Origin of the sequence: Microbacterium esteraromaticum, from assembly GCF_028747645.1 — a bacterium.
Taxonomy (GTDB): Bacteria; Actinomycetota; Actinomycetes; order Actinomycetales; family Microbacteriaceae; genus Microbacterium; species Microbacterium esteraromaticum_C.
In genome coordinates this window covers 1,431,522-1,450,957 of the sequence record NZ_CP118100.1, presented here as the reverse complement: position 1 = coordinate 1,450,957, position 19,436 = coordinate 1,431,522, and the positions used below count along the sequence as shown (strand labels likewise).

17 protein-coding genes and 1 pseudogene are annotated in these 19,436 nt (G+C 65.6%); 8 read left to right on the top strand and 10 right to left on the bottom strand.

All coding sequences use genetic code 11. The features are described from left to right. Positions 1 to 59: 59 nt before the first annotated feature. Together lipB and lipA are read left to right on the top strand one after the other, a co-directional pair. Positions 60 to 713 (top strand): lipoyl(octanoyl) transferase LipB, encoded by a 654-nt coding sequence (lipB, locus tag PTQ19_RS06645; RefSeq protein WP_274368886.1) that lies wholly within the window; start codon positions 60 to 62, stop codon positions 711 to 713. Beyond that, positions 710 to 1,702: a lipoyl synthase gene (gene lipA, locus PTQ19_RS06640; protein ID WP_179410993.1), complete on the top strand. Its 993-nt coding sequence runs from the start codon at positions 710 to 712 to the stop codon at positions 1,700 to 1,702. The genes lipB and lipA overlap by 4 nt, the downstream gene beginning before the upstream one ends. On the opposite strand, the gene PTQ19_RS06635 is transcribed toward lipA, so the two are convergent. The 3 genes from PTQ19_RS06635 to smc all read right to left on the bottom strand — a co-directional run bounded on the left by PTQ19_RS06635 (position 1,699) and on the right by smc (position 6,875). Next, positions 1,699 to 2,199, bottom strand: coding sequence for a DUF2004 domain-containing protein (locus PTQ19_RS06635; protein WP_274368885.1), 501 nt, complete (start codon positions 2,197 to 2,199; stop codon positions 1,699 to 1,701). The two genes, lipA and PTQ19_RS06635, sit on opposite strands and share 4 nt — an antisense overlap. Positions 2,200 to 2,237: 38 nt before the next feature. After that, positions 2,238 to 3,113: a signal recognition particle-docking protein FtsY gene (gene ftsY, locus PTQ19_RS06630; protein WP_206549955.1), complete on the bottom strand. Its 876-nt coding sequence runs from the start codon at positions 3,111 to 3,113 to the stop codon at positions 2,238 to 2,240. A gap of 243 nt (positions 3,114 to 3,356) precedes the next feature. Next, entirely contained in the window at positions 3,357 to 6,875 is a 3,519-nt protein-coding gene (gene smc / locus PTQ19_RS06625) for a chromosome segregation protein SMC (protein WP_274368884.1), read from the bottom strand. A gap of 482 nt (positions 6,876 to 7,357) precedes the next feature. Here smc and PTQ19_RS06620 point away from each other — a divergent pair, with 482 nt between their 5' ends. Genes PTQ19_RS06620 through PTQ19_RS06605 form a run of 4 tightly spaced genes read left to right on the top strand, consistent with a single transcriptional unit; the run spans position 7,358 to position 10,405 of the window. Further along, positions 7,358 to 7,648 (top strand): hypothetical protein, encoded by a 291-nt coding sequence (locus PTQ19_RS06620; protein ID WP_179410997.1) that lies wholly within the window; start codon positions 7,358 to 7,360, stop codon positions 7,646 to 7,648. A gap of 11 nt (positions 7,649 to 7,659) precedes the next feature. Continuing rightward, positions 7,660 to 8,751: a GNAT family N-acetyltransferase gene (locus PTQ19_RS06615; RefSeq protein WP_274368883.1), complete on the top strand. Its 1,092-nt coding sequence runs from the start codon at positions 7,660 to 7,662 to the stop codon at positions 8,749 to 8,751. Further along, complete coding sequence (locus PTQ19_RS06610) at positions 8,748 to 9,836, top strand: GNAT family N-acetyltransferase (protein ID WP_274368882.1); 1,089 nt, start codon at positions 8,748 to 8,750, stop codon at positions 9,834 to 9,836. Before PTQ19_RS06615 ends, PTQ19_RS06610 begins: the two co-directional genes overlap by 4 nt. Beyond that, complete coding sequence (locus PTQ19_RS06605) at positions 9,833 to 10,405, top strand: GNAT family N-acetyltransferase (protein WP_338000583.1); 573 nt, start codon at positions 9,833 to 9,835, stop codon at positions 10,403 to 10,405. The genes PTQ19_RS06610 and PTQ19_RS06605 overlap by 4 nt, the downstream gene beginning before the upstream one ends. Before the next feature lies 1 nt (position 10,406). On the opposite strand, the pseudogene PTQ19_RS06600 reads toward PTQ19_RS06605, so the two are convergent. Beyond that, positions 10,407 to 10,553, bottom strand: a pseudogene (locus PTQ19_RS06600) (zinc finger domain-containing protein); the annotation flags it as partial. Between the two features lie 179 nt (positions 10,554 to 10,732). On the opposite strand from PTQ19_RS06600, the gene PTQ19_RS06595 reads away from it, so the two are divergent. Together PTQ19_RS06595 and PTQ19_RS06590 are read left to right on the top strand one after the other, a co-directional pair. Continuing rightward, positions 10,733 to 13,516, top strand: coding sequence for a TrlF family AAA-like ATPase (locus tag PTQ19_RS06595; protein ID WP_274368881.1), 2,784 nt, complete (start codon positions 10,733 to 10,735; stop codon positions 13,514 to 13,516). Between the two features lie 20 nt (positions 13,517 to 13,536). Next, positions 13,537 to 14,169, top strand: a complete 633-nt coding sequence (locus PTQ19_RS06590) for a DUF1643 domain-containing protein (RefSeq protein WP_338000582.1) — start codon at positions 13,537 to 13,539, stop codon at positions 14,167 to 14,169. Between the two features lie 30 nt (positions 14,170 to 14,199). Here PTQ19_RS06590 and mutM read toward each other — a convergent pair whose 3' ends face one another. From mutM to PTQ19_RS06560, 6 genes are all read right to left on the bottom strand, one after another. After that, positions 14,200 to 15,096: a bifunctional DNA-formamidopyrimidine glycosylase/DNA-(apurinic or apyrimidinic site) lyase gene (mutM, locus tag PTQ19_RS06585; RefSeq protein WP_274368879.1), complete on the bottom strand. Its 897-nt coding sequence runs from the start codon at positions 15,094 to 15,096 to the stop codon at positions 14,200 to 14,202. A gap of 6 nt (positions 15,097 to 15,102) precedes the next feature. Continuing rightward, a complete protein-coding gene (gene rnc / locus PTQ19_RS06580; protein ID WP_179411001.1) occupies positions 15,103 to 15,795 on the bottom strand; it encodes a ribonuclease III in 693 nt (230 codons plus the stop codon). Positions 15,796 to 15,806: 11 nt separating this feature from the next. Then, entirely contained in the window at positions 15,807 to 16,016 is a 210-nt protein-coding gene (gene rpmF, locus PTQ19_RS06575; RefSeq protein ID WP_179411002.1) for a 50S ribosomal protein L32, read from the bottom strand. A gap of 2 nt (positions 16,017 to 16,018) precedes the next feature. Then, on the bottom strand, positions 16,019 to 16,567 hold the full coding sequence (locus PTQ19_RS06570; RefSeq protein WP_179411873.1) for a YceD family protein: 549 nt from the start codon (positions 16,565 to 16,567) through the stop codon (positions 16,019 to 16,021). Between the two features lie 58 nt (positions 16,568 to 16,625). Next, positions 16,626 to 17,123 carry a pantetheine-phosphate adenylyltransferase gene (coaD, locus tag PTQ19_RS06565; protein ID WP_179411003.1) on the bottom strand — a complete coding sequence of 166 codons (498 nt, stop codon included), beginning with the start codon at positions 17,121 to 17,123 and terminating at the stop codon, positions 16,626 to 16,628. A 114-nt stretch (positions 17,124 to 17,237) separates the two neighbouring features. Next, the gene (locus PTQ19_RS06560) at positions 17,238 to 19,409 is read right to left on the bottom strand and encodes an ATP-dependent DNA helicase RecG (protein WP_274368878.1); all 2,172 of its coding nucleotides are present in this window, start codon (positions 19,407 to 19,409) and stop codon (positions 17,238 to 17,240) included. Between the last annotated feature and the right edge of the window lie 27 nt (positions 19,410 to 19,436).

The following is a 19,436-nucleotide window of genomic DNA, read 5'->3' as shown; positions in this document are numbered from 1 at the left end:
ATTCTTGGACGCAATCCAACAACACGCGCGATGGCGCCGTCTACATGGAGGACCGCGAGATGCTCGATATCCAGACACCCGGACTCGCCCCCGACTACGTGCCCTATGTCGACGGGTGGGAGTTGCAGCGCAGCATCCACCGCGACGTCGTCGATGGCATCCGCCCCGATACGCTCCTTCTGCTCGAACACGACGCGGTCTACACCGCCGGCAAGCGCACCGAGCCGCACGAGCGCCCGCAGGACGGCACCCCCGTGGTCGACGTCGACCGCGGCGGCAAGATCACCTGGCACGGCCCGGGCCAGCTCGTCGGATACCCGATTGTGCACCTGCCCGCGCCGATGGACGTCGTGGCGCATGTGCGGCGGCTGGAGCGCGTGTTGATCGACATCCTGCGTCCGCTCGGCGTCGACGGCTACCAGGTCGACGGGCGCAGCGGCGTCTGGGTGCGCCGTCCGCTCGGCGAGGACAAGATCGCCGCGATCGGCGTGCGTGTGCAGCAGGGCGTGACCATGCACGGCTTCGCGATCAACTGCGACAACACGCTGGCCGGCTTCCGCAGCATCGTGCCGTGCGGCATCACCGATGCCGGCGTGACGACGATCAGCGAGGTCGTCGGTCAGAGCGTCTCGCCCCACGACATCGTCGACGCCGTTGCGACCGCCTTCACCACCGAGTACACCGCCGATGCAGACAAGGAGGCGGCCGCATGAGCGCCGCAAGCCCCGAGGGACGCAAACTGCTCCGCCTGGAGATCCGAAACGCCGAGACCCCCATCGAGCGCAAGCCGGAGTGGATTCGCACCAAGGCGAAGATGGGGCCGGAGTACCAGGCTCTGCACTCGCTCGTGAAGAGCGAGGACCTGCACACGGTCTGCCAGGAGGCGGGCTGCCCGAACATCTACGAATGCTGGGAGGACCGCGAGGCGACCTTCCTCATCGGCGGATCGCAGTGCACGCGTCGGTGCGACTTCTGCCAGATCGACACCGGCAAGCCCGCCGACTACGACACCGACGAGCCGCGCCGGGTGGCCGAGAGCGTGACCCGGATGGGCCTGCGCTACGCGACCGTGACCAGTGTTGCGCGCGACGACCTGCCCGACACGGGCGCCTGGCTGAACGCCGAGACCGTGCGACAGATCCACGCAAAGAACCCCAACACGGGGGTCGAACTGCTCGCCAACGATCACGGCGGCAACCCGGACTTCCTGGGGCAGATCTTCGAGGCGCGCCCCGAAGTGTTCGCTCACAACGTCGAGACCGTGCCGCGGATCTTCCGCCGCATCCGCCCTGCGTTCACGTACGAGCGCTCATTGGGCGTGATCACGCAGGGTCATGACGCAGGGCTCATCACGAAATCGAACCTGATCCTCGGCATGGGCGAGGAGCCCGAGGAGGTCATCCAGGCTCTGCAGGACCTGCGCGGCGCGGGATGCGACATCATCACGATCACGCAGTACCTGCGCCCCTCGCCCCGTCACCTGCCGGTCGCGCGGTGGGTGAAGCCCGATGAGTTCGTCGGTTTCAAGCAAGAGGCCGAGCGAATCGGCTTCCTCGGCGTGCTCGCCGGTCCGCTGGTGCGCTCGTCCTACCGCGCGGGCCGCCTGTGGGCCCAGTCGATGATGTCGAAGGGGCGCGAGATCCCGCCGCACCTGGCCCACATCGCCGAGGGCGTTGAGCTCGGGTTCGCACAGGCGGTCTAGTCTGCGCTCATCACCGACATCACGGCGCCGTCGGAGCCGAGGTTGACCAGCAGCACATCGTCGGTGGCATCCGCATCCAGCGCGTACTCGAGGACCGCGAACGGCTCGCTACCGCCGTGCTCGTCGGCGAGGATCGTCATGCTCGACAGGCGCAGCGAGCGGATGATGTCGACCGCCGCGTCACCGCTGATGTCGACCAGGACGTCCTCGAGTTCGTCGCCATACGCTTCCTGCTGCTGCAGGACGTACTCGGTGACTTCACTGGTGCGGTCATCGACCTCGGTGAGCATGGCGCGGCGCACGATGTCGTCGAGCCCTTCGATGCTGCCGATCAGTGCTGCCGCCGCGTCCAATGCCGCCGCGGAGACGTCGTCCTGGTCGGGGGCGGTGAGGTCGACCGTCACCGACTGGTCGCCGAACTCGACCCGCTCGGTCCAGAAGATGGCCCCGTCGGGTCCGGAAGAGAGAACTCCGAAATAGTCGTGTTCGATCGCCATATCGCTATGAAACCAGCCTCTGTGTCGCCGCGGTAGTCCTACGCGCCGACCAGCGACTGGACGAACACGTGCGGGGTGAAACCGGTGAGGTCGTCGATGCCCTCACCTTGGCCGAGCAGCTTGACCGGGATGCCAGTGCGCTCCTGCACGGCCAGCACGAAGCCGCCCTTCGCAGAACCATCGAGCTTGGTGATCACCAGCCCCGTGACGCCGGCGTGCTGCAGGAAGGACTCGGCCTGCATGACGCCGTTCTGACCCGTGGTGGCGTCGAGCACGAGCAGCACCTCGCTGATCGGCGCCTGCTTCTCGACCACGCGGCGCACCTTGGACAGTTCGTCCATCAGCCCGCTCTTGGTGTGCAGACGGCCGGCCGTGTCGATGATGGCGATCTCGACGCCCTGGTTCTTCGCGTACTCGACGGTCTGGAAGGCGACTGAGGCGGGATCCTGCCCCTCGTGCTGCGGGCGCACGATCGCCGCTCCCCCGCGCTGTGCCCAGGTGGCGAGCTGTTCGACGGCCGCGGCGCGGAAGGTATCGGCGGCGCCGACGACCACGCTGCGCTCGTATCCGCGCAGGAACTTGGTGAACTTGCCGATCGTGGTCGTCTTGCCGACGCCATTGACCCCGACGACGAGCACGACGGCCGGCCGCTCGGTGAGCTTGAGCGTCGTGTCGAACTTCGCGAAGCGCTCTTCGAGAGTCTCGCGCAGCATCCGCTGCAGGTCGCGCGGGTCGGTCGTGCGGAAGCGCTCGACCTGCTCGCGCAGCTCATCGAGCAGCTGTTCAGTGATGTCCGGACCGAAGTCGGCCGTGATCAGCGCGGTCTCCAGGTCCTCCCATGTCGTCTCATCGATCGTGGGCTTGACGAACATGCCGCGCAGCGCGCGACCGAGGGACCAGGACTTCTCCGCCATGCCTCCAGCCTACGATGACGGCATGCCCCTCTGACGCCTGCACGTGGCTGCCCCGGGCGTGGCGCCGCCGACGTCTGGCCGTGCGCCCGTGGGCGGGCACTGGCCTGAGCCGCGCAGCCACATGTCGGAAATCTCAGACCCGCACGGCGCGTCGCAGGGCGGATGCTGCAGACACGCCGTCAGGCGAGCGAAGGCTCTGGGATTTCCGACAAGCGAAACCCCGGCGGGCACGCGCCGGCGAACTCAGGCGCCGGCCGCGGCGCGGTCGCCCACGCGCTGTCCGACCACGGCCGACACGCCGTCCTGGCGCATGGAGACGCCGTAGAGCGCATCGGCGATCTCCATCGTGCGCTTCTGATGCGTGATCACCAGGAGCTGCGAACTCTCACGCAGCTGCTCGAACACGGTCAGCAGGCGGCCGAGGTTCGCGTCGTCGAGCGCCGCCTCGACCTCGTCGAGGATGTAGAACGGGCTCGGACGCGCCTTGAAAATCGCGACGAGCAACGCCACCGCGGCCAGTGACCGCTCGCCGCCCGACAGCAGCGACAATCGCTCGATCTTCTTGCCCACCGGCCGCACAGCGACGTCGATGCCCGTGGTGAGCATGTCGTCCGGATTGGTCAGCGAGATGCTGCCGGTTCCTCCGGGGAACAGCAGCGGGAATACCTCACTGAAGGCCTGCTTGGTGTCTTCGAAAGCGCTGGCGAAGATGGTCTCCATGCGTTCGTCGAGCTCGGCGATGATGGTCAGCAGGTCCTGGCGGGTCTTGGTGAGGTCGGCCAGTTGCTCGGTGAGGAACGCGTGCCGTTGCTCCAGCGCCGCGAACTCCTCCAGCGCCAGCGGATTGACACGACCGAGTTGGGCGAGCTTGCGCTCGGCCTCCTTCAGCCGTCGCTCTTGGATGCGGCGGTCGAACGGAACAGCCGCATCATCGTCCCCGTCCTCAGCGCCCGGATCGCGCGGAACCGGCTGATCCGGACCGTATTCCGCAATGAGAATATCTTCGTCGAGCGCGAGTTCGGATGCGACGCGTTCGAGCAGCCCGTGCAGGTGCAGCTTCTTCTCGTGGATCTGCAGTTCGAGACCGTGGACGCTCTCGGTCAGGCCCGCGAGGCGTTCGCGCAGCGATCCTTCCTGGGAGCGCAGCACCGTGAGCTCCTCGTTCTGCGCGGAGCGCTCGGCCTCAGCGGATGCCAACGCGACGCGGGCCTCGCTGACCGAGCGGTCGATCGAGTCGAGCACCCGGGGCAGTTCGTCCGCCACCGCCGATGCAGCCTCGCGCTGAGCACGCCGGATCACAGCCCGTCGTGCGGCCTCAGCGGCGGCGTCGCGCTCCTGCTCGCGTTGGCGTTCCAGTGACGCCACCCGGGCTTGAGCGGCACGCACGCGCTCGCGCAGCGTCTCGATCTCCAGTCGAGCGCGCACCTCGCCCTCGCGTGCGGTCTCGAGCGCTTCGAGTAGCCCGTCGCGCGCCGAGGCGTCGAGCACTGGGCGGGGTTCGGCCTCTGCTGTTGCGACTTCTGCCTTCGCCGTGTCGGCCTTCTGCTCAGCATCCGACACTGCGGACTGCGCCTGTGCGAGTGCGGCCTCCAGACGTTCGCATTCGGCGACGGCGGCCTCGTGCTGCACGGTGACGCGGTTGAGCTGCTCGGCGTGAGAGGCCAGCGCGGCGTCGTGTTCGCGCAGCGCTCGCAAGGCGTCTTTCGCCGTGCGCCTGGCCGCCTCGACGCGGTCGGTCGCATCGACGCGCGAACCGCGCAGTTCCTCGACCGTGATCTGCACCTCGGCAAGTCGCTCCGTGGCCGCGTCGCGCTCGGCCGCCAGCTCGAGCCGCGAGGTCTCACCCGAACCGGCGCGCAGGGTGTGTGCCGTGATCACCTCACCGCTGCCGGTCACAATCGTCGTCAGCGTGTCGCCCGCGGCATCAAGTGTGCTTCGCGCGGCGCGCCCCGCGTCCAGGTCATCGGCGATCAGCACGGGGGCGAGTAGCGCGAGCACGCCTGCGGGCGCTTCGACGACATCGACGGCGCGCGTGGTGCCGGTGATCTGAGAGACCGCCTCACGGGCGACGCCGCCCTCGGCGATCACGAAGTCGACGGTGCCGCGCGCGCCGGCCGCGACGAGCGCGTAGGCCTGATCGGCACGATCCACCAGAACGCCCTCGGCCAGCGATCCCAGCACGGCGGCGATCGCCGCCTCGTAGCCCGCACGCACCTGTACGGCGTCGCCGACGAGTCCACGCACGCCTTCTGCGCCCGCCGCGACGATCTCGGCAGCACCGCCGGAGAGGGCCAGCGCACTGCCGAGGGCAGCGGCCTTCGCCATCAGGGCGTCGGCTTCGCGTTCGGAGTCGTGCAGTTTCTCGCGCAGCGCATCACGATCGGCTTCGGCGGCGGTCAGCGCCTTTTGTGCCTCGTCGTACGCGGCGGCAAACTCTGCCGCGGTGCCGTCCGGCGCCTCGGCATCGTCGATCGATTCCAGTGCGGCGGCGGCTTCTCGACGACGGCTATGCGCCGATTCGAGTGCCTGTTCCTGCCGCAAGACACCGCCGCGTACCGCGGCCAAGGCGGATGCTGCGGAATCGGCGTTGCCACGGAGCGTGTTCATCCGCATGTCGTAGGCCGAGACCAGTGCGCTCTGCTCGGCGATATCGACGTCGAGCGTGTCCAGTTCGGCGCGCGCGGCGATGACGTCACGGCTCGCCGCTGCGGCGGCGTCCTGCGCGTCGCCGAGCCCTTCAGAGATCCGCGTGATCTCGTCCTTGGCCTCGTCGATCGTGTCTTGTGTGACGGTGATCGCGGTCACGACGTCGTCCTCTTCGGCCCCCAGCAGCGCCAGGCGCTGATTGGCGAGGGTGAACAGGCTGCGCATGCGCTCCTGCGTCTGCTCCAGGCCGAACGACACGCGCCGTGCCTCATCGACGGCGGCCGACGTCTGTTCCTTCTCGAGGCGCTGGATGCCCGCACGCACTGCATCCGCCTGCTCCGCGAGCACGAGCCGCTCGGTGTGACGCTCCTGCTCGGTGCGCGTATGGTCGGCCAGCGCGGTGCGCAGCGTGACCACGTCGTCGGCGAAGATCCGCGCCTTGGCATCACGCACCACCGCCGCGATCGTCTGCGCCTCGCGGGCGATCTCGGCCTGCCGTCCGAGTGGCTTGAGCTGGCGCCTGATCTCGCCGGCGAGATCGCTGAGGCGCGTGAGGTTGGTCTCCATCGCGTCGAGCTTGCGCAGGGTCTTCTCTTTGCGCCGGCGGTGTTTGAGGATGCCCGCGGCCTCTTCGATGAAGCCGCGACGATCCTCGGGTGAGGCCTGCAACACGGTGTCCAGCCGGCCCTGCCCGACGATGACGTGCATCTCGCGTCCGAGCCCCGAGTCGCTCAGCAGTTCCTGCACATCGAGCAGTCGGCAGGTCGAGCCGTTGATGGCGTACTCGCTGGAGCCGTTCCGGAACAGTGTGCGGCTGATGGTGACTTCGGCGTAGTCGATGGGCAGAGCTCCATCGCTGTTGTCGATGGTGAGCTGCACCTCGGCACGCCCTAGCGGTCCGCGCGTCGAGGTGCCGGCGAAGATGACGTCTTCCATCTTTCCGCCGCGCAGGGTCTTGGCCCCTTGCTCGCCCATCACCCACGCGAGTGCATCGACGACGTTCGACTTGCCCGAGCCGTTGGGACCTACGATGCACGTCACACCAGGCTCGAAGACGAAGCTCGTCGGCTGCGCGAACGACTTGAAGCCCTTGAGCGTCAGGCTCTTCAGGTGCATGCGGGCGCCTTCGCGGTCGGGTGAATCACGCCCATACGCTACCGGAACGGTCGACGACGGCGTGGAGCCCGCGCGGTGTCAGGCGTGATGGATTTCGGTGCGACACGCCGAGAGAAGCGAAGTTGTCTTGACGTCTCGCCTCAGCGTCACTAACGTGACACACCGGACTTATGAGAGGAGGCCGCCGATGATGATCACGAAGCTTGACGCCCGGTTCGATACCGCGTCGCACGTGTCAGCGCTTGTCGCCGTCTCCGCGGCCTCCGTCTACGTGCTCGGCTAGAACCGCACCGCCTCTCCCGATCTATCGGGCCCTCGTGGCCTGATCGATGATCCGCATCCCTGTGCCCGTCGGGCGCTCACGATGCACAGCCCCGCCACGGGGTCTTCTCCCTCGCCATCTCGCGAGGTTCCTCGGCTCGCTGACGCGACTCTGCGTCACCACCGGGCCATCATCCTCATCACCAGAAAACACACGCATCGTGAGCATCACTGTGTTGACCGACCAAGGTCAGCGTTCCCTGTCCACCCACCCACCGATATCCCACGGTCGCGAGGTTCTCACCCTGCCCGGCAATGAAGAGCTGCGCCGGCTGACCCTCACCGACCGGCTCGGGCTGCGCTTCGCGCTCTGGTTGCTCGAGCGCAGCCTGCGGGGAAACCGCTCCCCTGCCGCCGGAGCACCCGACCTGCAGTATGCGCAGCTCCAGGCACTCAACGAGCGGCAGGCAATCGCGTTGCTCACCTACGGCCTGCAACGCGGAATGTACTGAGGAGGACGGCGATGAGCATCCTTCTCCCTGCCGGTGCCGTGCTGCGTCGGCTCGAGCTTCCTGCTCGGGTCGACGCAGCACCCACCCCTCTCATCCGCGAGTACACCGCCGTGCGCAACGCCTGTGTGGCTGAGAAGACCGGCCGCGACGACGAAGCGCAGACGCCCGAGGCGATGCTCGCGGTGCTGCGCGGCGACACCGACGTCACACGCACGCAGTGGTACGTCGAGCTCGACGGCCGCATCGTCGGATGCGTGCCGCTGAACATCTCGCACGACGGCGACGGCGGCATGGCCATCGGCACGATCGCCCTGCTCAAGGAGCACTGGGGGCGCGGCATCGGCACCGCGGTACTGCGGTTCGTCGAAGAGCAGGCCCGCACCGCGGGTGTACGGCGGCTGCTGTGCTGGAATCAGCACCGCGGTGCGGATGCGCGCGGCGAGGTGGCCTCACCGACGGGTTTCGGCGCCGTGCCGAATGACCACGCGGCGCGCTTTCTGCAGCGTCACGACTTCCGCCTCGAGCAGGTCGAGCGCGCGAGCGAACTGCGTTGGACGTCTGACAGCGAGGACCACCTGCGCTCGCTGCAGCACGAGGCGCAGACGCACGCCCCCGACTACCGCGTCGTGCAGTGGATGCTGCCGACCCCGTCGGAGCATCTCGATGGCTACGCCTGGCTGAAGTCGCGGATGTCGACGGACGTGCCCGATGCGGCGCTGGACATGCCGGTCGAACGCTGGGATGCCGAGCGCGTGCACCGACACGACGCGCGGTACGCCGCACGCGGAGCCCGCGTGCTGGTGACGGCCGCGCAGCATATCGCCACGGGCGAGCTGTGCGCGTTCAACGAGCTCGCGATCATCGGCACCGACGCCGCGAAGACCGATCAAGAGGACACCCTCGTGCTCGCTGAGCATCGCGGGCGCCGCCTGGGAATGCTGGTGAAGACGGCGGGCTTGCTGTCGTGGCGCGCCCGCTACCCCGAATCACCGTACGTCGTGACGTACAACGCCGAGGAGAACCGGCCCATGCTCTCCATCAACGAAGCCATCGGCTTCACCCCGGTCGCCTACGAGGGCGCCTGGCGGAAGGATCTCACATGAGCACGATCGCCTCACCTGGCGTGACGATCTCACCGATGCACGTCCCTGATCGGCTCGACGCCCACGATGCCGCGGACTTCCACGCGGTCGTGGCGTTGAGCAACGCCGTCTATCGGGCCGAAACCGGGTTGGACGACTACGACACCACTGCGGAAGAACTGCTGCCGCACTGGCGGGAGAGCACCGATACGGTCAAACGCACGCTGCTCGCGCGCGAGAACGCCGAGATCGTCGGCGCGGTGACGATCGGCCATGCGGTCGCCGAGCCGACCAGCGCCGAGATCGAGGTGCTCGTGCTGCCCAACCAGTGGGGGCGTGGAATCGAGCAGATGCTCGTCGACGCCGCCGAGGACGCAGTGCGGGCCCTCGGGCGCCACGTCATGCAGACGTACTCCCTGCACCGTCCCGACCCCGGCACGTCACCGCTCACCCCGGCCACGGGGTGGGGACGCATCTCGACGTCGCCACTCGCTCGTCTACTCGGCGGCAACGGATACGTGCTCGAGCAGGTCGAGCGCAGCAGCGCGTTCGATCTGCAGGCGGACCCGGCGCCACTGCAGCGGATGCTCGCTGAGGCGACGGCCATTGCCGGCCAGGACTACCGGGTCGTTGCCTGGTCACTGCCGACGCCGAGTCATCTGCAAGACGGGTATGCGTGGGTGCTGTCACGGATGTCGACCGATGTGCCGAGCGGTGGTCTGGCCATCGACGAGGAGATCTGGGACGCGGAGCGCGTTGCCCGACGGGATCAGCAACTGCTCGACGGCGGTCAGACGGTCTCAGTCGTCGGGGTCGAACATGTTCCGACCGGCACCCTTGCCGCGTTCAACGAGCTCGTGATCGGCGACGATCCCGCGGGTGTGACGCACCAGTACAACACGCTGGTGCTCAAGGAGCAGCGCGGGCACCGGCTGGGCCAGATCGTCAAGTGCGCGAACATCCTGCGCTGGCGCGAACTGGCGCCGCACTCTCCGCGCATCGTGACGTTCAACGCCGAGGAGAACCGGCCCATGCTCGGGATCAATGAGGCGATGGGCTTCCGACCGATCGCCTACGCCGGGGCGTGGCAGAAGAAGCTGTCGTGAGCGCAGGGCAAGATGGGGCGATGATCCTGAGCACGCCCCGTCTTGCCCTGCGTGAGCTGACCGCGGACGACCTCCCGGCGCTGCGCGCCATCCTTCAGGATGCTGAGACGATGCGCGCCTACGAGGGTGCCTTCGACGAGCCGATGGTGCAGGCATGGCTCGCGCGCATGCACGACCGCTATCGCACGGATGGCTTCGGCCTGTGGGCCGTGGTGCTGCGCGAGACCGGAGAGATGATCGGCCAGTGCGGGCTGACGATGCAGCACATCCTGGATCAGGACGTGATCGAGGTCGGCTATCTGTTCCAGCGGGCGTTCTGGCATCGGGGCTATGCGGTCGAGGCCGCCGCAGCGTGCCGTGATCATGCGTTCGACGTGCTCGGTGCCGAGCGGGTGTACGCGCAGATCCGTGACACGAACATCGCGTCGATGAACGTTGCGATCCGTCTCGGAATGACGGTGCGAGGACGCTTCATCAAGCACTACCGCGGAGTCGAGATGCCGCACCTGGCGTTCGCCGTCGACCGCCACGAGCGCACGCTCACCGCGCGCACTGATCGGCGGGGATGAGTCAGCGTGCCTCGCGTCTGCGCTGGCACCGAGGGCAGTAGTGCGACGACCGGTTCATGAACGCGTCGCGCCTGATCGCTCCGCCGCAACGCGGACACGCTTCTCCCCCGCGCCCGTACGCGTTCAGCGAGTGCGCGAAGTAGCCGCTCTAACCTCGTCATATGCATTCATGTCGGATAGGGCTTATCTCCATCTTGGTGATCTGGCTCGATAAAACTTCGACGGAACCGCTCGTGTGCCGAAGACGCAAACGATTGACGACAGTCTGCGTGTCTCGCTCGCCGTGTCTGATGTCGATGGGAGGATCTACACATCCGTATGAGTTAGGTGACGGCCGTCACCGGCAGGAGGATTCCGGTGACCACAACAGTACCGTCCACGACGCTGCCCATGTTTCCAGGCGCTCGGTGGTGGAAGATTGATTTTCACGCGCACAGCCCGGCCTCGTTCGACTTCGGCGCGGACGAGGGCAGCGTCGCCACAGTCACGACATCCTACCGCGATTGGCTGCTCGCCTATATGCGAAACGGCATCGACGCGATAGTCGTGACGGACCACAACTCCCATGCCGGCATCGACGAAGCTCGAGCCGAGGTCGCACGCATTCGGGAGTCCGCAGTCGATGAGTTTCGAGAACTGCATGTATTCGCCGGCGTCGAGATCACCGTTGACGGCGGCTATCACTTGCTTGCAGTTTTCGACGTGGATACCCCGGGCGAGCATGTCAACGGACTTCTGCACAAATGTAAGTATGAGGCTGAGAGAGGAAGCAGCCTCGGTACGACGAAAATGTCGTTCCATGAAGTGGTGGAGGAGATTGTCCTCCACGACGGTCTGGCGATCCCCGCCCATGTCGACGGCCCGAAGGGACTTTTCGAACACGACCGGCGCAATCAGGCGGATCTGGAGAAATCGCTCCAGATCATCGCAGTTGAGGCGATAAGTGCTGCTGGCACGGCTAAGGCACTCGAACGCGGCTGGGTCCCAATCCTCGGTTCAGACGCCCATCATCTTGATGGCAATGGGTGCCCTGAAGGCGTAGAAGCAAAATATCCAGGCAGCCACTTCACGTGGGTCAAGATGGAAGTCCCAAATCTATCTGGTCTAAAGCTTGCTCTCTCAGACGGCGCGCAATCGGTGCGACCGGCGAAGGCTGGTTCAGATGATCCCAACGACTTCTCCCACTCCATGATTGAACGCGTAGCCGTGTTCAAGGACGGGGTGGAGGCTGCCTACACTTTCGGCCCCTGGATGAACACCATCATTGGTGGACGCGGCGTTGGAAAGTCCACGATAGTCGAACTTGTTCGTCTCGCGATGGGCCGCTTCACGGATCTCCCCGAGGAACTTCAGAGTGATACTCATTGGTTCTCACCAACGCCTGGCCGCAACGCCACGTCACGGTTCTGGTCGAGCCATACCAGGATCGAAGTGTACATCAGCAGGAGCGGGGGGAGGTATCGCGTCGTTTGGAATGGGTCAACGCCAGGCATGTCCACAATCGAGGTAATGCAGGATGGGCAGTGGCAAGAGCAGGGCGGCTCGGCTCGAGATCGCTTCGCGATGCTCATTAACAGTCAGAAGCAGATCTATGAGACTGCCCGCGATCCGCAGAGTCTGCTCAAAGCGATCGATGACCAGCCTCAAGTTGGCTACGTGGACTGGAAGGAGACCTTCGATGAGTTGTGCGGGAAGTATCGCACCCAGAGGTCGGAAATCCGAGAGCTCCAGACAAAAATCGATTCCGAGGATCGTGTAACTGGCGAGCTGTCCGACATCGCGGCCGACCTCAAGCAAATTGCCAAAACCCGCGACTCCGCGGAGGCTCACGAGCTCGACCGTCTCACGAAGCAGGAACAGGAGCTCTCCCGCCTCGAAACGGCGACCGCACGGTTCGAACAGGGACTTGGCGAGCTGCTCGAAGAGTTCCGCGATTTGACAGACGCGACGCAGGACGCAGAGTCCGCAGATGTTTGGGAGGCAGAACGGAGCTGGCGGTCGTCGATGATCGCGGGCGTTGGGTCGGTCGCATCAGCCCTAGAGGCGCTTGCCGAAGCAAGGAAAACCTGGGAACTTCACGCTGCCGAGTCACCACGCCGCCAGCGCATTCTTGACCTCAGGAAGTTTCTCGATGCGCCTGGTGCCGAGAACACTCCGGAGCCAGAGAGAAACGGCGAAGACCCGCACGAAGCGAATGCACGCTTGTTGAGGGCGCAGGCTGAGCGAGAAGCCACGCTGGCTGAGATCGAGAAGGCGAAGCTGAAAATCTCGCGTCAGATGACCGAAGCTGAGGCCACGCTCGAACAGATCGTCGACCATCGCGTTGCGCTCTCGGATCGCCGACGCACCCTGGCAGCGGATCTTAGCGGTAAGGACTTGAAGCTTCAGGTGCTGGCCCAAGCGGATGACACGACCGTAGAGCGTGACCTTCGACAGCTTCTTCAAAAGTCAAACTCATTTGACCAGGTATTTGCTGATGACGGCTTGCCTTCTCTTCTCGAGCACCCATTCAAACCGGGGCGGGACAAACGAATCGGCGTCCTGAAGTCGCTACTCAAAGAACTCCGAGAACTTGGCGCAGAGGCACCTTCTCTGAAGAAGTACGTCAAGGCTCCGATCGACCAGCGCTTCTTTTCTCACCTCGCGAATCTCGATGCGCATATGTTCAGCACCGAAGTGGACCTGTGGTTTCCTGAAGACAGACTACGGGTGCAGTACAAGCAGGACAGTGACGCGAAGATGCGTGAGATCGACGAAGGCTCCCCGGGCGAGAAAACGGCCGCGCTCCTCGCTGTAGTTCTGCAGCTAAGTGACGTTCCTTTGTTGCTCGACCAGCCAGAAGACGACCTCGACAACAAGCTGATTTACGATCTGGTGGTCTCCACCCTCAAGCGGATTAAGGCAAATCGCCAAGTGATTGTCGTAACTCATAATGCGAATGTCGTAGTCAACGCCGACGCCGAACACGTCACAATCCTTCGGCACGGGAAGGTGCCGGAAGTTGAAGTCCACGGATCCATCCAGGTGCCCCACGTGAAGAAGTCAATCTGTTTGATCATGGAGGGCGGCGAGTCTGCCTTCGAGTCGCGATATAAGAGACTCATGCAATAAACGCGCAGAAATTCACGCTGATGCGCCAAACTTCGGCGCACGCCCGGACAGGAACGGAGCCACCCATGTGTTCTAGCGGTACAGAAGAGATTCAGAACCTGGCAGCGGGAGACGCCACGCAGTCATCGACGTTAGCCGTCCCACCCGGCTGGATCTACGAGCCAAACGAAGACAACTCAGCGCGCCTCTCGTTGGGCACGACAGGCTCGAACCCACTCATCTGTTTCGGCGTGAACCCCAGCACGGCCGTACCCGGCGACCTAGATCAGACGCTGAAACGCGTGCAAGGGTATGCCGCCCGCAATCAGTTTGACAGTTGGCTCATGTTCAATCTGTACCCGCAGCGATCGACCGACCCTGACGAGATGCACTCCGCATATGTACCCGTTCTCAAGGCCCAGAACGAGAAGCGCATCGCGGAGTACATCAATGGTCGCCCCCTCACGCTGCTGGCGGCCTGGGGCGACCTGATCTTGCATCGGCCCTATTTGAGCAAGATGCTGGCGGACATCGTGCGCATCACAGATGCTTCTTCGTGCAACTGGATCTCCATCGGCGGTCTCACCGCTAAGGGGCACCCGCGGCACCCGTCACGCGGTGCGTATGCGCCGTTTCAGCCGTTCGACATGAAGGCCTACCTGCAGCGACTTTAGGTCGCACAAGGGAGATTCTGCAGGTGCATCTCACCCGCGTTTTTGCTGGCAGACCAGGCATAAATGCGAGTGCCTACCCATGAACCTTATGCGCGTGATGGTGTTGCCGCATCGTGAACAATCTTGAGAATTTCTTCCGTACGCGTTCAACGAGTGCGCGAAGTAGCCCGCCTGTCCGTTGACGTTGACGTACTGGGCGTCAAAGCTCGTTCCGCCCTCGGCCAGCGCCTTCTGCAGCACAAGCCGCACCTCGCCCAGCAGGCGACGTACGGACTGAGGCGACAGCGCTCGCCCGTGCGTCTCGGGGTGAATCCGCGCAGCCCACAGCGCCTCATCGGCGTAGATGTTACCGATACCGCTGACCAGAGTCTGGTCGAGCATGATGCGCTTGATCGCACTCGACCTGCGACGCACAGCGTCCACGAACAGACGATCGTCGAAGGCTTGATCCAGCGGGTCTCTGGCGATGTGCGCGGCCTGAGACGGAACCAACGCGAGATCGCTCCCCCAGCCGCCGGCCGCGCCGTCCGCGGTCGACAGCAGGGCATCGACCGCAAGGGAACCGAAGGTGCGCTGGTCAGCAAATGCCACGGCAAGCCTGCCGTGACGCGGATGCTCGATGTGCACGCGAACACGCTCATGGCGCTCGCGGTCGGCATCCGACTCACGCAACAGCATCTGCCCGCTCATGCCGAGATGCGCGATCAGCGCATCCGTTTCCCCTGCCAACGGCATCCAGAGGAACTTGCCGCGACGGACGGCTGCGCGTACGCGTTGCCCTTCCAGACGCGCGACGAAGTCAGCCGCGCCCGCAGCATGGCGCGTGAGCGCGCGCTCGTCGAGCACCTCGACGGCCGCGATCGTCGCATCGACGATCGCCGGCGCCAGGCCGGCACGAACGACCTCGACCTCAGGCAGCTCCGGCACGCAGGGTCAGTCCCGGTCGCTGAGCTGACGCCATGCGGTCAGTGCAGCCGCCATCTCGGCGGTCTTCTTGCTGCTGCCGACACCGGTGCAGGCGAGTTCGCCAACGCGCACCGTCGCCGTGAACACACGATCGTGATCCGGACCGGCTGACTCGATGGAGTAGCTCGGCGGCGTCCTGCCCAGCCGAGCCGCAAGCTCCTGCAGGCTGGTCTTAGGATCCATCGCCGCGCCGTACCGTTCCGGGTCGGCAAGCAAGGGCTTCGTCAGCCGCAGCACCAGATCGGTGGCCGCATCGGGACCCGCCGACAGGAAGACAGCACCGAACACCGCTTCCATGGTGTCGGCGAGGATCGAGTCCTTGTCTCGCCCACCGGTCTGTTCCTCACCCCTGCCGAGGCGGAGGTGCTCTCCCAGACCGATACCGCGAGCGACCTCGGCGAGGGCGACCGTGGAGACGACGCTTGCGCGCCGTTTTGCCAGATCACCCTCGTCGAGGTCGGGAAGCGTTGTGAAGAGCATCACGGTCACCGCAAGACCGAGGACGGAGTCTCCAAGAAACTCCAGCCGCTCGTTGTTGGGGATGCCGCCGTGCTCGTATGCGTACGAACGGTGCGTGAGCGCCCGTTCCAGCAACGCAGAGTCGATCTCAACGCCGAGCTTCTCAGTGAGCGGAATTTCTCCCGTGAGAATCTCGGACATGAGTCAGCCGATCAGACGTCGGCGACCTTGCGGCCCTTGTACTCCAGGAACAGCTCGGTGCCCTGCGAGTCGGTGACGACCTTCGCCTGGTGGGGACGGCTGTAGACGACCTTGCCGTTCTCGACGGTCTTCACCAGAGCGGTGGGGGTCGCCTTCCACTGCGCGCGGCGCGAGCGGGTGTTCGAACGGGAGACCTTGCGCTTCGGGGGGTTACCGGCCATGACTAGCTCTCTTCTTTCTCGGCGGCGCGGCGCTCTGCCGTGCCGTCCTGGTCTGTGATCTGTCGGAGCGCACTCCACCGAGGATCGATGGGGGTGTCACTCTCTGCACCGGCGCTCTCGGTCAGCTTCTCGCCCGTCACAGGGTCGAGCCCCAGGCAGTCCGGCTGACACACCGGCTGAAATGGAAGCGACAATACGATCGCATCCCTGACAAGAGTTTCAAGATCCACGTGGTCGTCTTGAACTTCGAAGTCAGTTTCTTCCTCACCAGGATACGCGAAAAGCTCCTGGAACTCGACTTCGACAGGCGCAGAGATGTCGGTGAGGCAGCGACCGCACACTCCGACGTAGTCGGTATCTGCGGTTCCGGACACCAGGATGCCCTCGTGAACCGCCTCGAGCCGCACATCGAGGCCGAGCGACTCGCCGGCTTCGACCGTGACGATGCCCTCACCCCATTTGTCGGTGAGCGTCACCTCGAATCGATGCTCGCGCATCTCTCCCGGCTTGCGGATGATGTCGCGGACGGGCAGGAAAAACGGTCCGTTCACTCGGGATTTCACCCCGCCATGCTACCTGCCCTGACGATGCGTCGGGGCCGACCGGGTATCAGAGGCCGCGCGCGCCGGTGTCGAGGAAGGACGCGACGACAGGCGGGACGAAGGGAGACACGTCGCCGCCCAGCGCGGCCACCTGCCGCACCAGCGAGCTCGACACGAGGGCGTGTGCTGGGTCGGGCAGCAGGAACACCGTCTCGATGTCGGCGAGGTGACGGTTCACGATCGCCATCGGCGATTCGTAGGCCACATCGACCTGTGAGCGGATGCCCTTGACCAGCACTCCGGCATTAACATCGCGCGCATAGTCGACGAGAAGACCCATGCTCCATGAGCCCACGATGATGTGCCCTTCGAGCCCGGCCTCGGCGATCGACTGCTCCAGCAGCGTCATCCGCTGGGCGATCGGCAGCATCGCCTCTTTGCCCGGGTTGTGCACGACGAGCACATGCAGCTCGTCATACAGGCGCGCGGCACGCGCGATCACATCGAGGTGACCGAGCGTGGGTGGGTCGAAAGACCCCGGAACGACGGCGATTCGACTGTTCACTTCGACTCCCTCTGGTCGCTCAGTACGGCGCACTTCGACTCCCTCTGGTCGCTCAGTACGGCGCACTTCGACGAGCCCGTCCGCGCGACCCAACGCATGCGAACAGCCTACCGGTCAGTTCTTTCCCAACGCCGCGCGGTCGGCGTCGCTCACGCGCCGGTTAATCGCGCCGCGCAACCCCGGGTGCTCATCGAGCGACGGATCCGCGACGAGGATGCTCTCGGCGAGATCACGGGCATGTGCGATCAGTCCGGCATCCTTCACCACCCGGAGCAACCGCAGCGACGACTTGACCCCGGCCTGCGAGGCTCCGAGCACGTCGCCCTCGCCACGCAGGTCGAGGTCGACCTCGGCGAGTTCGAAACCATCGAGAGTCGCGGCGACGGCTTCGACGCGCTCCCGTGCCGGGGTTCCTGCTTCTGCCTCGGTGACCAGCAGGCACAGCCCCGCATGCTCACCACGTCCGACCCGACCGCGCACCTGGTGCAGCTGCGACACGCCGAAGCGATCGGCGTCCATGATGACCATCATCGAGGCGTTGGGCACATCGACCCCGACCTCGATAACCGTCGTCGCGATCAGCAGGTCGAGCTCTCCTCGCGCGAAGGCCTGCATCACAGCATCCTTCTGCTCGGACGGCATCTTGCCGTGCAGCACCGCGCTGCGCACCTTCGACAGAGTCGGGTGCGTCGCCAGCGCCTCGGCGAGCTGCACCACACCCCATTTCGGCCCCTTGCCCTCGACGTCCGGCGGCGGCGCCTCATCGGATTCGACGGACTCCTTGGCCGTGTCGATGGCGGCACACACGGCGAAGACCTGGCGCCCCTGGGCGATCTCCTCGCCAGCACGTTCCCACACCCTCCCGAACCACTCGGGCTTCTCGGCGAGCGGCGCGACGAAAGTCTGGATGCCGGCCCGGCCCGCCGGCATCGAACGGATCACCGACGTGTCGAGGTCACCGAACACCGTCATGGCGACCGTGCGCGGAATCGGTGTCGCGGTGAGCACGATCGCGTGCGGCGCGGTGCCTTTGGCCCGCAGGCTCTCACGCTGTTCCACGCCGAAACGGTGCTGCTCGTCGACGACGACGAGGGCGAGGTCGGCGAACGTCGTCTTCTCGGAAAGCAGAGCGTGCGTGCCGATCACGATCAAGGACTGACCGGATGCCACGCGCAGCGCAGCCCGGCGCCTCTCGGGCACCGTCATCTGGCCCGTGAGCAGCGTCGGAATGACCTCGGCCGCCAGGTCGGGACCCAACATGCGGGTGATCGACCGCAGGTGCTGCGCTGCGAGCACCTCGGTCGGGGCGATCAGCGCTGCCTGCCCGCCCGACTCTGCGACCTGCAACATGGCGCGCAGCGCCACGAGCGTCTTGCCCGATCCGACTTCACCCTGGATCAGCCTGTTCATGGGGCGGTCTGCGACCAGATCGGTAGCGATCTCGTCCCCCACGCGCTGCTGATCCGGGGTCAGCGTGAAAGGCAGCGCCGCATCGAAACGCTCAAGCAACCCACCCTCAGCCGCACGACGCGGTGTCGCCGTAAGCGACCGCACCTGTTCGCGTTGCTGCAGCAGTGCGGTCTGCAGCACCAGCGCCTCGTGCATGCGCAGCGTGCGCACCGCGGGGTCGACATCGCCACGGCGACGAGGACGGTGGATCTGCTCCAGTGCCTGGCGTGCCGTGAGCAGCCCCTCACGCTCGCGCAGGTGGTCCGGCAGCGGATCGGGCACCTCGCCGAGCTTGTCGAGCACCGACGCCACCATCTTGGCGAACTGCCAGCTCTGCACCGCCGATGTGGCCGGGTAGATGGTGATCGGCACGTCCTTGTGCGCGTCGGCCTGCCGGTACGCCGCCTCGGTGTCATCGAACAGCTCGTAGTCGGGGTGCGCGAACTGCAGGGTGTTGTTGAACACACTCACTTTGCCCGAGAAGATGCCGCGCCGGCCCACTGCCAGCTCTTTCGCGCGCCATTCCGCCTGCCCGACGTTCTTCGCGAAGAAGGTCAGCGACATGCGGCCGATGCCGTCACCGATCGTGACCTCGGTCATCGCGCCGCGCCGGTTGCGCATCGGGCGCGCGCCCGACGAGAGCACTTCAGCGACGATCGTGACGGTCTCACCGATGGGCAACTGGATGATCGGCGTCAGTTCACCGCGGTCGGCATAGCGACGCGGGTAGTGACCGAGCAGCTGCCCGACCGTGCTCATACCGAACGCGCGTTGCAGAGAACGTGCGGTCGATGTGCCGAGAGCCTCGGTCAGCGGCGTGTCGAGCTCGAAGGACATGCTCCGAGTCTAGGGATGCCCACCGAC

Coding starts and splice junctions, on each gene's coding strand:
- PTQ19_RS06560 (WP_274368878.1), bottom strand. CDS start 19,409: ATGTCCTTCGAGCTCGACACGCCGCTGACCGAGGCTCTCGGCACATCG.
- PTQ19_RS06635 (WP_274368885.1), bottom strand. CDS start 2,199: ATGGCGATCGAACACGACTATTTCGGAGTTCTCTCTTCCGGACCCGAC.
- lipA (WP_179410993.1), top strand. CDS start 710: ATGAGCGCCGCAAGCCCCGAGGGACGCAAACTGCTCCGCCTGGAGATC.
- PTQ19_RS06590 (WP_338000582.1), top strand. CDS start 13,537: ATGCGCCAAACTTCGGCGCACGCCCGGACAGGAACGGAGCCACCCATG.
- smc (WP_274368884.1), bottom strand. CDS start 6,875: ATGCACCTGAAGAGCCTGACGCTCAAGGGCTTCAAGTCGTTCGCGCAG.
- rpmF (WP_179411002.1), bottom strand. CDS start 16,016: ATGGCCGGTAACCCCCCGAAGCGCAAGGTCTCCCGTTCGAACACCCGC.
- PTQ19_RS06615 (WP_274368883.1), top strand. CDS start 7,660: ATGAGCATCCTTCTCCCTGCCGGTGCCGTGCTGCGTCGGCTCGAGCTT.
- lipB (WP_274368886.1), top strand. CDS start 60: ATGCTCGATATCCAGACACCCGGACTCGCCCCCGACTACGTGCCCTAT.
- PTQ19_RS06610 (WP_274368882.1), top strand. CDS start 8,748: ATGAGCACGATCGCCTCACCTGGCGTGACGATCTCACCGATGCACGTC.
- rnc (WP_179411001.1), bottom strand. CDS start 15,795: ATGTCCGAGATTCTCACGGGAGAAATTCCGCTCACTGAGAAGCTCGGC.
- ftsY (WP_206549955.1), bottom strand. CDS start 3,113: ATGGCGGAGAAGTCCTGGTCCCTCGGTCGCGCGCTGCGCGGCATGTTC.